The organism is Larkinella soli (assembly GCF_003703975.1).
Classification (GTDB): domain Bacteria; phylum Bacteroidota; class Bacteroidia; order Cytophagales; family Spirosomataceae; genus Larkinella; species Larkinella soli.
The window spans coordinates 60,104-71,177 of sequence record NZ_QTJY01000021.1 but is presented as its reverse complement, the minus strand read 5'-3'; the positions used below and the strand labels follow the sequence as shown (position 1 = coordinate 71,177).

The following is an 11,074-nucleotide window of genomic DNA, read 5'->3' as shown; positions in this document are numbered from 1 at the left end:
AATCCTTTTCAGGCTTATTAACCGGACTGGCAGTTAAGTAACATAGCATTATGGCGAGATTAATCATCGTTGATGATGAGAAAAGCATCCGGGCTGCTCTACGTGACATATTAGAGTATGAGGGCTACGAGGTCGATGAAGCGAAAGACGGCGAAGAAGGTCTGGAACTGATCATTCAAAATAACTACGACGTTGCTCTGTGTGACATCCGAATGCCCAAAATGGACGGGCTTGAACTATTGCTGAAGGCGGCAGAAGTCGGAAAGGGCACACAGTTCATCATGATTTCCGCCCACGGCAACGTCGATAATGCGGTCGAAGCCACCAAACGGGGCGCCTTCGACTTCATCACGAAACCACCCGATCTGAACCGCTTACTGGTGACCGTCCGTAATGCCATCGAGCGTTCGAAGCTGGTCATCGAGACAAAAACGCTTAAACGGCGGATCTATAAACTCAACGAGATCGTCGGCGAGTCCGACCCGATCCGGCGGGTGAAGGAAACCATCGACCGGGTGGCTCCGACCGAAGCGCGGGTCCTGATCACCGGACCCAACGGTTCGGGCAAGGAGATGGTGGCGAAGCAGATTCACGAGAAAGGCAGCCGGGCCAACCAGCCGCTGGTGGAGGTGAACTGTGCGGCCATCCCGAGCGAACTGATCGAAAGCGAACTGTTCGGGCACGAAAAGGGGGCGTTCACCGGTGCCTCCAGCCGGCGCATCGGCAAATTCGAACAGGCCGACGGCGGCACGCTCTTCCTCGACGAGATCGGCGACATGAGCCTTTCGGCCCAGGCCAAGGTGCTGCGGGCGCTTCAGGAAAACAAGATTACCCGGGTCGGCGGAGATAAGGAGATCAAGATCAACGTCCGCGTAATGGCCGCCACCAACAAGGATTTGCGCAAGGAGATTCAAGAAGGGACCTTCCGTGAAGACCTTTTCCATCGCCTGAGCGTCATCCGCATCCACGTTCCTCCGCTGGCCGACCGGCGGGAAGACGTACCGCTGCTGGCCGAGAAATTCCTGCAGGACATTGCCGAGGAATACGGAGCGCCCCCGAAGGAAATCACGCCCGACGCCATGGCCTACCTCCAGTCGCTGCCGTGGACGGGTAACGTGCGGGAACTTCGCAACGTAGTCGAGCGCCTGGTGATTATGTGTGGAGACGATATAACGAAACAGGATGTAGAACTTTACGCCTGATTACCGTTGCGGTGGAGGGGAATATACCTCACAGAACCAGCAGATTACAACCCCGGATATCCGAATTATCAAAACGTCCGATAACCCGGAAAGCGTCGGGCCTCCCGGCTTCGTACTGCCCGAGGTCCTGCGTCTCGATGAAACTGCACGAATCCAGGTTGCCGAGGTCGATCACGTTGATTCCCCCGGTCCGGCGTGCGGTTCCTTCCGAGTTGCCGGGTCCGGAAGGGAAATACATCTCGAAGGGGTCGTTGACGTCCCGGAGCAGGATGCGAAGCGTCGGCGACATCCGGAAAATACCACCTTCTCCCGCATACGCTTGCGAAAGTAATTCCGTCATGCCATATTCGGAGTGAATTGCCGCTACTCCCAGCCGACGGGTCAGGATGTCGTGGACTTCCTCGCGGAGCAGTTCGCGACGGCGTCCTTTCATGCCCCCGGTTTCCATGACGGTCAGCTGGGGCAGAGCGCCGAGAAACGAGAGGTCGGTTCCGGACTCGGCCCAGTCGAGCAGCGCGAAGGTCACCCCGATGAGCAGAATCCGTCGGCCGTCGGGATGCTCCGCCAGGTGCCGGAGCGTGGCGGTGAGGTCGTCGGTATTTTTCAGGAAAAAACCGGACCGGCCGGAGCCTGTTTTTTCAATAAAGCGCTGAACCATATACACCAGCGACGAGTTATTTCGTTCAAGGTAAGACGGCAGCAGCGCCAGGATATGAAAACCGTCGAGCGGTCCGTAGCGATGCTCGAAAGTCCGGATGCTGATGGTATCGTACAGAGCCGGATCGGAGACATAATGGCGGCTGGTGGCGCTTCCGGTGGTGCCGCTGCTTTCAAAGACGAGGGCGGCTTCGGCCGCAGATGCGGGCGCCGTCAGAACCAGGTGATGTTTGAAGAAGCTAATCGGCAGAAACGGGATCTGAACGGTGGAGCGGACCCTTTCAGGTTCGACGCCCAGAGCCTCGATAAACCGGCGATATACCGGGTTGGAAGCGGCCTGATAGTGAAAAACGGCCATTGCCACCGACTCGAACTCCGGAGATTCGGCGGAATGCAGCCGGATAATCCGGCTCCGAAGCTCGTCCCGGAGGGCCGGCGACAACGGCATAGAATGAACGAAATGATTCATAAGTCTATTAACACGATGTCTACGCGATTTATTCGGCACGGCCTGCTTTTTTTCGGCCTGGCGGCAGCTTCCGGCGGCTGCCTGGAACCGCCGGAATTCGACTATAAACCCGAAATCAAATCACCGACGATAGTCTCCTACCCGGCTTTCGATGATTTCTCCCAGATTCGAAAGGACTCGGTGGTGATCACGATCCAATTCCAGGACGGCGATGGTGATCTGGGCGTGTCGGCCGAAGAACGGGGGGATACGGTGAAGAATTACAAAGGTTGGGGCAATTATCAGCTGAAAACGTTCCGGTTCGTCAACGGCCGGTTCGAAGAGGTTCCGCTGGATGTCAACAGCCGGCTGTTTTTCCCCCGTCTGAAGCGGGACGATAAGAAAAGCCCGCTGGAAGGAAAGCTCGACTTCGCGCAAAGCTTCCCTTATTCGCGGGGTTACCGGATGACACCGGTAAAGTTTTCCATCAAAATCCGGGATCGAAGTCTGAAAGAAAGCAATACCATAGAAACCGATACCATTTCGATTCCTCTGGTGAACTGATACACGGAAAGGCCGCTTCGGGCGGCCTTTTTCATTTTACCGTCAGCCCTTCGGCCTTCTGCTCCTCGCCGACGACACTTTCCTTCAGCACGATCCGGAAGGTGGTTCCTTTGCCGACTTCGGAGTGCTTGACGAACAGCCGTCCTTCATGGTATTCTTCGATAATCCGTTTGGCTAACGTCAGCCCCAGCCCCCAGCCCCGTTTTTTCGTGCTGTAACCGGGCGTAAAGACTTTCTGCAGATTGGTCTTGCTGATGCCTTTGCCCGTATCGGTGATGTCGATGGCAATTTCCCGGCCGGGTGCGCCGTCGGCCGGGCCCCGGGGCCGTCCGCGCCGGCTCGGCGGCAGCAGCCGGATGGTGATGCTTCCGATGCCTCCCATCGCATCGACCGCGTTCTTGCAGATGTTCTCGATCACCCATTCAAATAATAACCGATTGATAAACACCTTGGTACCTTCAGGAAGCTGGTTTTCGATCTGCATCCGGACCTTGGTCGAAATCCGCTTTTCCAGATAGGAAATAAACTGGCTGACGGTTTCGTAGAGGTCTTCGTTTTTCAGCGTAGGCACCGATCCGATGCTGGAGAAACGGGCGGCAATGGTTTCCAGCCGGTTGACGTCCTTTTCAATTTCATCCGATATGGACTGGTCCATCGTCGGGTCGGAACGGAAATACTCCACCCAGGCCATCAGCGACGACAGCGGGGTGCCCAGCTGGTGGGCCGTCTCCTTGGCCAGGCCGACCCAGACGCGGTTCTGCTCGGCTCTGCGGGCCGAGCTGAAGGCCAGGTAGGCCAGGAAGCCGAGGGTGATCATGACGGCCAGCTGCACATAGGGGAAAAACCGGAGCTGCGTCAGCAGCGACGAGTTGCTGTAATAGACGTAGCCCCGCCGTTTGTCGTCAATGTCGACCGGTATGGGTGGGTGACCGGTTTTCATTTCGGCCAGTTCCTCCTCCTGCGCCCGGTTGATCTCCTCATCCGGCGTCCCGGGCGGAAACTGGAGATTACTGAAGGCAATCATTTCGTTCTCATCGACGTAGATAACCGGGACCTGGTTGTTGGAATTGACGAAGATGATCTCCTGGGCGATGAAGTTGATGTTTTCCTCGAAGTCCGTCATGTTGTAGACGTACACCAGCGCCTTGGCATACAGACGGACGTAGTTTTCTTCCCTTTCTTCCAGCCGCTCCACCAACCGGTTGGTATACAGCAGAGAAGCCGTTCCAACGAGCAGCAGATTCAGCGCAACCACGATTTTCAGCGTGTTGCGCTGGCCGTAGATATCCAGTGATTTAAGCATAATTTTAAACGGCGGCAACCGGGAAGCCCTTTCCCGCGTATGTATTGAGGATTCTCAGGAAACCGGCTGACGATCCTCATAAAAGAACGGAGTATTCCCGGATACCTTTGCAGATGTTGTACGCCAAAACGGACTTTTTAGCCACTTCAATGTACCTATTTAACGTCTCAAAGAAAAACGAGTTGTTTTTAGGACATATTTCAGACGAACTTTGTATTAGTTTATAGAGGTTCTAAATAAGTAACAGAAAAACCGATTCTCGCCGATCGGTGTTTTCTTCTTAAAGATTGTATAGTAATTTTGTGGATAATTTGAGTAGTAGCCATGTACGATTCCTTCAAAGCAATTAGCCTTTCACACAAAACGGCACCCCTGGCGGTTCGCGAGCTAATTGCATTAAACGAAGACGAGAGCAAGCAGTTGCTGATCCAACTTCAGGAATTTTTCGGCGCGTCGGAACTGCTGGTCATCTCGACCTGCAACCGGACCGAGATCTATTATTCTGCTTCTCAGAACCTGAACCGGGAGATTGCCCGTCTGCTGCTCGCCGGGAAAGGAATTACGTCTACGGAAGAATACCTCTCCTATTTCCGCTTTTTCGATACGCAGGTGGAAGCCGTCCAGCACCTGTTCGAAGTCTGCATTGGGCTTCATTCTCAGGTGGTCGGCGATATGCAGATTCCGAATCAGGTTAAACAGGCCTATCAGGCATCTGCCGACCTGGGCATGGCCGGCCCGTTCCTGCACCGGCTGATGCACACGATCTTCTTTACCAACAAGCGGGTTGCTCAGGAAACCAGCTTCCGCGACGGGGCGGCTTCGGTATCGTATGCCGCCGTCGAGCTGATAGAAGAACTGGTCGGTGAAGGGGCCAGCCCCTCGGTGCTCGTCGTCGGTCTGGGCGAAATCGGCGCCGACGTCTGCGAAAACCTGGCCGCCCGGAAACTGAACCGCATCACCCTCTGTAACCGCACCCGTTCCAAAGCCGAAGCCCTGGCCGCCAAACACCAGTTCCGCGTAGCCGACTTCGGGAATCTGGCGGAGGAAATCCGGAACGCCGATGTCGTCATCGCTTCCGTGATGGTTGAAGAACCGCTGATTACTACCGATCTGCTTTCCAGCCTGAACCTGCTGACGTTCAAGTACTTCATTGACCTGTCGGTTCCCCGCAGCATCGAAGCCGCCATCGAGCAGGTGCCGGGCGTGCTGCTCTATAACATCGACCATATCCGCAGCCGGGCCGACGAAGCCCTGAACCGGCGGCTGGCCGCCATCCCGCAGGTCGAAGCCATCATCGAGCAGTCGATTTCCGACTTCAACGACTGGTCGAAGGAGATGATCGTTTCGCCGACGATCAATAAATTCAAGAATGCCCTGGAGCAAATCCGGAAAGAGGAGATTGCCCGCCATCTGAAGAACCTGACTTCGGAGGAATCCGAAAAAATCGATAAAATTACCCGCAGCATCATGCAGAAAATCATCAAGATGCCGGTGCTGCAACTGAAGGCGGCCTGTAAACGCGGTGAAGCCGACACGCTCATCGACGTTCTGACCGACCTCTTCGATCTTGAAAAGCAACCGAACGATGTTGCACACGGCTCGCACTAACCTATGGTGAACCGGTTCCAAAAATCCCGAACGGATACGCTCCGTTCGGGATTTTTCGTTTTGAATAGACTACTATGGCACGTCTGATCAACTCGCTGCTCCGTATTTTTCTGGTCCTGCTGCTGGTGGCCGGGATGATCGCCCTGTGGGAACAGGTTCGCAACAGCACTTACCTGCGTCGCTTCACCCGCCAGGACGCCAACACGCAGAGTATCGTCCTGCAGGAAGTGGCCGAATTGGGGAAGCTGGAGCTGGTTCGTTATCGCTTCAAGGACATCGTCGAGCATCAGCTCGTCCGGGAATGGCTGCCGAACCCGCGCGCCGTCCTGATCGTCGAGGGGGAAGCCGTCGGCTGCCTCGACCTAACCAGAATCCGGTCTGAAGACATCACCGCCCAGGGCGACAGCCTGATCGTGCACCTGCCCGAACCGGAGGTCTGTTCCTATAAGATCGACCACCGGCGCTCCCGGGTATACAATACCGAATATGCATTTTTCGAGGAAGCCCAGCTGGTCAGTGAAGCGTACCGGCGGGCGGAAGGCCATATCCGGCAGGCGGCCGTGAACGGCGGCATCCTGAACCAAACGCGGGAGAATGCGGATAAAATCCTGAAGCCGATGCTGGAACGGGTTTCGGGAAAAAAAGTCTTTCTGACCACGCGGATGAACGCCACGCTGCCGCCCCTCCGGTAAGACCCTTAGGCTGCGGACCCACCGGAAGAAATCCATCCGGCCCGTTCATCGAACTCGTCCTTCAACTGCACGCCCGACAGCCGGCGGGCTTTCATCTCGCTCAGCAGGTAAACCAGTTTTTGCACGGCGGCTTCGTAGGGAAGCCCTTCGGGCCGGATGTTCGAAACGCAGTTGCGGGCCTCGTCGGTCAGGCCGGGCTCCGGGCGATAGGTCAGGTAAGCGCCCATGCTGTCGGGCGACGACAGCCCCGGCCGCTCGCCGATCAGCACCACCAGCTTTTCCGCCTTCAGGGCGTGGCCGATTTCGTCGCCGACCGCCACCCGCCCCTGCTCCACCAGACACAGCGGGGCCAGCGACCAGCCCAGCCGAACCGCTTCCTCCGCCAGCCGTGCCACCACCGCCGGGGCATGACGGTTGATCGCCGTTGCCGACAGACCGTCGGCGATGACGATTCCGAGGTCAAAACCGGCTTGCCCGGCAGTCCGATTGCGAAGTTCCTCCCGGCTTGTCTCGTTGAGTTTTCGCCCCCAGTCCGGTCGCAGCAGATACTGCCGCCGGTCGGACGCCCGGCTGTGAAGCCGGATCAGTCCCGGCCGGATGCCTTCCAGTTGTGTCACCAGAGCGTCGGTTTCCAGTTGCGAGTACACCGCATCGCGGGCCCGGGCATGATCGAGTTCAAATTCCAGCAGGGCGCGGGTGGGCAGGCTGTGGCCGGTGCGGCCGCGGGCGATCCGGGCCGGGGTGTGGGCCTGCAGAAAAAGCCAGGGGTCCGTATCGGCGGGTGTGAACGCGTTCATAAACCGGCAGCCTGAAGTAGACGGTGATGGTTCCGAACCGGTAAAAGCCGCCCCTCCGGTGTCATCAGGTCCATCTGCCGCAGCCAGGATTCAAATTCCGGGGCCGGCCGAAGGTTACACTGATTCCGAAGGTAAAGCGCATCGTGAAAGGAGGTGCTCTGGTAATGCAGCATGACATCGTCGGCGCCGGGAATGCCCATGATGAACGTGACGCCGGCCAGACCGAGAACGCTCAGCAGGGTATCCATATCGTCCTGATCAGCCTCCGCGTGGTTCGTGTAACAGATGTCTACTCCCATCGGCAGGCCGAGCAGCTTGCCGCAGCAGTGATCTTCCAGGCCCGCCCGGATGATCTGTTTACCGTCGTAGAGGTATTCCGGACCGATAAAACCGACGACCGAGTTCACCAGCAGCGGGTCGAAGGCCCGGGCCACGGCGTAGGCCCGTACCTCGCAGGTTTGCTGATCAACCCCGTGGTGGGCGTTGGCGGAGAGCGCACTCCCCTGCCCGGTTTCGAAATACATTACGTTCGAACCCACCGTGCCGCGGTTCAGCGACCGTCCGGCTTCCCATCCTTCCTGCAGCAGCGCCAGATTGACGCCGAACGAAGCATTGACGGCTTCGGTGCCCCCGATCGACTGAAACACCAGATCGACCGGCGCGCCCAGTTCGATGGCCTGAAGGGTGGTGGTGATATGACTCAGTACGCAGGATTGCGTCGGGATGTCGAAGCGCCGGCGAATCTGGTCGATCATTTCCACCAGCCGGATCACCGTCCGGACGTGATCGGTCGCCGGGTTGATGCCGATGACGGCGTCCCCGCTGCCGTAAAACAAACCATCGACGATGCCGGCGGCCACGCCCTGCGGATCATCCGTCGGGTGGTTGGGCTGCAGGCGGGTCGACAGGCGGCCTTTCAAACCGATGGTATTCCGAAACCGGGTTACAACCTCACACCTGGCCGCCACCGTGATCAGGTCCTGGTGGCGCATCAGCTTCGTCACGGCCGAAACCATCTCGGGCGTCAGGCCCATCCGCAGGCTTTTCAGGGTTTCGGCATCGGCCAGGTCCGACAGCAGGTAGTTACGCAGGTCGCCGACGGTCAGGTGCGCGACGGGCGCAAAGGCTTCGGGATCGTGCGTGTCCAGGATAAGACGGGTCACCTCGTCCGATTCGTAGGGAACGACGGCTTCATTCAGGAAGGTCTTCAGGGGCAGGTCGGCCAGCGCCATCCGGGCGGCCACACGCTCCTCGGCGGTCTGGGCGCTCAGGCCGGCCAGTTCGTCTCCCGACCGTAGTGGAGTAGCTTTCGCCAGCAGCGTCCGAAGATCGTCGAAGCGGTAAGTGAAATTGCGGACTCGATGATGGAAAGGCATGAAATCGCTGACAATTACCAGTAAAAGTTAGCAATATTTTCGGATTGATAACCTTTCGCGGCTGAGGATCAGCTAACTCCGGCAGAAAACCATATTTTATCTGAGAATGAGTCTATTCTCCGAAGAGGCACTAAAAAAAGCAGAGAGCCAGGGGCAATTCTCTGCTTTTTAGATTACTGAAAATGGATCTTTTATTCTTTTTTCGCCTTCGGGCGTTTAGCTTCTTTGGCAGGTTCTTCGGCGGCCTCGACCTGGGTTTCCTGCGGAGCGGGTTCTTCACCTGCTTCAGCGGATTCGGTCGCAGCGACTTCGAAAATCTCCGGGGTATTATTCCGAAGAATAAGATACCAGCTGATCAGCTTCTTGACGTCCGACATATGCACGCGGTCGCGGTCATAGGCCGGCACGACTTCCCCGATGAAATCGGCGAGTTCGCTGTTGGATGCGGTTCTCGGATTGACCGGCAGGTCATCCCCAAATTTTTCGTAAATGGCCAGAAATACCTCGGCGAGCGGCTTCGACTGATCCTCGTCATCGGTATAGATGGAGATGTCTTTCAGCACCGACACCCGAGCCGTCGGCCCGATCATCGACTTCTCTTTCTTCTCATCGAGCGACTCGACAATCACGCCCGCCCGGCTGGGCTTCATAATCCGGTAAAGGCCGCTTTTTCCGGCAATATTTGCGATTTCTTTCAGCGCTTCCATGCTGGTACTTTAATTGGTAACGGTCGTTTTGGTTTGGTTATTGCCAAATTTTGAAAATTCGGACAGCAAAGATAAAAGGATCGGCGGGCGGTTTCCTATCGCTTTCCGGCGATCTCGGCAGAAAATTCCCGGTTGAGTTCGTCGATATAATTCAGGATTTCCTCCTTCCCTCGGTTGGAAACGGCGGAGGTGATGAACATGGGCGGCACCTCCGCCCATGTCTTCAGCAGCACGCTGCGATACCGCTTCACGGTCTGCTGAATGGCATTGACGCCGATCTTTTCGGACTTGGTGAAGACGATCACGAACGGCATTCCCCGCTCACCCATCCGTTCCATGAATTCGAGGTCGATGCGCTGCGGCTCGATCCGGGAGTCGACCAGAACAAAGGTGCAGACCAGATTCTGCCGGCCGCTCAGGTAGCCGTCGATCATGCGCTCCCACTTCTCGCGTTCCCGCTGCGGAGCTTTGGCAAAACCGTAGCCCGGCAAATCGACCAGATACCACTCCCCATTGATCAGAAAATGATTGATCAGTTGCGTTTTCCCCGGTGTCTGCGACGTTTTGGCCAGGTGATGCCGATTGGTCAGCATATTGATCAGTGACGACTTCCCGACGTTCGAACGACCGATGAAGGCGTATTCGGGCCGATCCGGTTTCGGGCATTTGGCCGGATCGCTGTTGCTCATCACAAACTCCGCTTGCTTTACATTCATAGCATAGGTAGCCCAGGCAGGCCATTTCAGGCTGCAAAGTTCGCAAAGAATCGGGAAGTGCGCTACGGAATTGAAAAAGAGATCGGATTAAACCGGCTCCGGGCGGGGCCGCTACAGTTTGTAGCTGTTTCGGATGATACCGAAGAAGAGAGTTTCGGGCAGCAGTTTCCGGAGACGGAGCAGAACCGGTGCCGGATTGCCGACCGGATACCGCAGTTTTCCGCTGGTATCGCCGGCGGCTTTTACGATGGTCTCGGCAATTTTGCGGGGCGACTCCCCCTTTTCCATCGTCTCCGCGTTGACTTTATCCACCTTTCGGATAAACGCATCGTAGGCCTGTGTGTAGTCGGGACGAATAAACTGGCGGCTGCGGCCCGCAAACTCGGTTCGGGTGGCGCCCGGCTCAATGATTTTCAGATGGATACCAAGCGGTTTCAATTCATAATGCAGCGACTCGCTGAACCCTTCGACCGCCCACTTGGTGCCGTGATAGATGCTGTAGAGCGGAAAAGCCAGGCGACCGCCCATGGAAGCAATCTGAATGATGGTACCTCCGCCCTGTTCGCGCATGAGCTTAACGGCCTCCCGGGTAACGCGCATCAGCCCGAACACGTTGGTGTCGAACTGGCCTTCGATCACCTCGTCGGTCATAGCCTCGAAAACGCCGTCAACCCCGAATCCGGCGTTGTTGACCACCACGTCGATCCGGCCGAAATCCCTCCCGGCGGCTTCCAGCGCCGACTGGATCGTATCGGTACGCGTGACGTCGAGGGCATACAGCCGGACGTTCGGCAGGCCGGCCAGTTCCTGCTCTTTAGCGGGTGTGCGCATGGTTGCCGCCACATTCCAGCCCTGTTCGGCAAACAGTTGGGCGGCCGCCTTTCCGATTCCCGACGACGCCCCGGTAATCAATACGGTTTTCATGATTCGTTTTTGTTTTGGATATGAGAAATCTCCGACCTCCGGAGCCATCGAATGCCGTTCTGCAGTGCGGGATTGGCAAA

Annotated in this window: 11 protein-coding genes; 4 read left to right on the top strand and 7 right to left on the bottom strand. The window is 57.0% G+C overall.

From position 1 onward, the window contains the following. Positions 1 to 50 precede the first annotated feature (50 nt). Positions 51 to 1,202: a sigma-54-dependent transcriptional regulator gene (locus tag DX909_RS26190; protein WP_128548202.1), complete on the top strand. Its 1,152-nt coding sequence runs from the start codon at positions 51 to 53 to the stop codon at positions 1,200 to 1,202. A 28-nt stretch (positions 1,203 to 1,230) separates the two neighbouring features. Here DX909_RS26190 and DX909_RS26185 read toward each other — a convergent pair whose 3' ends face one another. Beyond that, a complete protein-coding gene (locus tag DX909_RS26185; RefSeq protein ID WP_206513059.1) occupies positions 1,231 to 2,328 on the bottom strand; it encodes an acyl transferase in 1,098 nt (365 codons plus the stop codon). 15 nt (positions 2,329 to 2,343) lie between these two features. Here DX909_RS26185 and DX909_RS26180 point away from each other — a divergent pair, with 15 nt between their 5' ends. Further along, a complete protein-coding gene (locus DX909_RS26180; protein WP_128548201.1) occupies positions 2,344 to 2,871 on the top strand; it encodes a hypothetical protein in 528 nt (175 codons plus the stop codon). Positions 2,872 to 2,902: 31 nt separating this feature from the next. Here the strand turns inward: DX909_RS26180 and DX909_RS26175 are convergent, their stop codons facing one another. Beyond that, positions 2,903 to 4,174: a sensor histidine kinase gene (locus DX909_RS26175; protein ID WP_128548200.1), complete on the bottom strand. Its 1,272-nt coding sequence runs from the start codon at positions 4,172 to 4,174 to the stop codon at positions 2,903 to 2,905. A gap of 324 nt (positions 4,175 to 4,498) precedes the next feature. Between DX909_RS26175 and hemA the strand changes: the two genes are divergently transcribed. Both hemA and DX909_RS26165 read left to right on the top strand, forming a co-directional pair. Next, the gene (gene hemA / locus DX909_RS26170) at positions 4,499 to 5,782 is read left to right on the top strand and encodes a glutamyl-tRNA reductase (protein WP_128548199.1); all 1,284 of its coding nucleotides are present in this window, start codon (positions 4,499 to 4,501) and stop codon (positions 5,780 to 5,782) included. A 74-nt stretch (positions 5,783 to 5,856) separates the two neighbouring features. Further along, positions 5,857 to 6,474, top strand: coding sequence for a DUF4230 domain-containing protein (locus tag DX909_RS26165; RefSeq protein ID WP_128548198.1), 618 nt, complete (start codon positions 5,857 to 5,859; stop codon positions 6,472 to 6,474). 5 nt (positions 6,475 to 6,479) lie between these two features. Here the strand turns inward: DX909_RS26165 and eutC are convergent, their stop codons facing one another. The 5 genes from eutC to DX909_RS26140 all read right to left on the bottom strand — a co-directional run bounded on the left by eutC (position 6,480) and on the right by DX909_RS26140 (position 10,994). Beyond that, positions 6,480 to 7,271: an ethanolamine ammonia-lyase subunit EutC gene (gene eutC, locus DX909_RS26160; protein WP_128548197.1), complete on the bottom strand. Its 792-nt coding sequence runs from the start codon at positions 7,269 to 7,271 to the stop codon at positions 6,480 to 6,482. After that, a complete protein-coding gene (locus DX909_RS26155) occupies positions 7,268 to 8,647 on the bottom strand; it encodes an ethanolamine ammonia-lyase subunit EutB (RefSeq protein ID WP_128548196.1) in 1,380 nt (459 codons plus the stop codon). Before DX909_RS26155 ends, eutC begins: the two co-directional genes overlap by 4 nt. Before the next feature lie 191 nt (positions 8,648 to 8,838). Continuing rightward, on the bottom strand, positions 8,839 to 9,354 hold the full coding sequence (locus tag DX909_RS26150) for a DUF5606 family protein (protein ID WP_128548195.1): 516 nt from the start codon (positions 9,352 to 9,354) through the stop codon (positions 8,839 to 8,841). A 95-nt stretch (positions 9,355 to 9,449) separates the two neighbouring features. Next, positions 9,450 to 10,070, bottom strand: a complete 621-nt coding sequence (gene yihA, locus DX909_RS26145; RefSeq protein WP_128548194.1) for a ribosome biogenesis GTP-binding protein YihA/YsxC — start codon at positions 10,068 to 10,070, stop codon at positions 9,450 to 9,452. 111 nt (positions 10,071 to 10,181) lie between these two features. Next, a complete protein-coding gene (locus DX909_RS26140; RefSeq protein WP_206513058.1) occupies positions 10,182 to 10,994 on the bottom strand; it encodes an SDR family oxidoreductase in 813 nt (270 codons plus the stop codon). Positions 10,995 to 11,074 lie beyond the last annotated feature (80 nt).

Coding starts and splice junctions, on each gene's coding strand:
- DX909_RS26190 (WP_128548202.1), top strand. CDS start 51: ATGGCGAGATTAATCATCGTTGATGATGAGAAAAGCATCCGGGCTGCT.
- DX909_RS26185 (WP_206513059.1), bottom strand. CDS start 2,328: ATGAATCATTTCGTTCATTCTATGCCGTTGTCGCCGGCCCTCCGGGAC.
- DX909_RS26180 (WP_128548201.1), top strand. CDS start 2,344: ATGTCTACGCGATTTATTCGGCACGGCCTGCTTTTTTTCGGCCTGGCG.
- DX909_RS26175 (WP_128548200.1), bottom strand. CDS start 4,174: ATGCTTAAATCACTGGATATCTACGGCCAGCGCAACACGCTGAAAATC.
- hemA (WP_128548199.1), top strand. CDS start 4,499: ATGTACGATTCCTTCAAAGCAATTAGCCTTTCACACAAAACGGCACCC.
- DX909_RS26165 (WP_128548198.1), top strand. CDS start 5,857: ATGGCACGTCTGATCAACTCGCTGCTCCGTATTTTTCTGGTCCTGCTG.
- eutC (WP_128548197.1), bottom strand. CDS start 7,271: ATGAACGCGTTCACACCCGCCGATACGGACCCCTGGCTTTTTCTGCAG.
- DX909_RS26155 (WP_128548196.1), bottom strand. CDS start 8,647: ATGCCTTTCCATCATCGAGTCCGCAATTTCACTTACCGCTTCGACGAT.
- DX909_RS26150 (WP_128548195.1), bottom strand. CDS start 9,354: ATGGAAGCGCTGAAAGAAATCGCAAATATTGCCGGAAAAAGCGGCCTT.
- yihA (WP_128548194.1), bottom strand. CDS start 10,070: ATGAATGTAAAGCAAGCGGAGTTTGTGATGAGCAACAGCGATCCGGCC.
- DX909_RS26140 (WP_206513058.1), bottom strand. CDS start 10,994: ATGAAAACCGTATTGATTACCGGGGCGTCGTCGGGAATCGGAAAGGCG.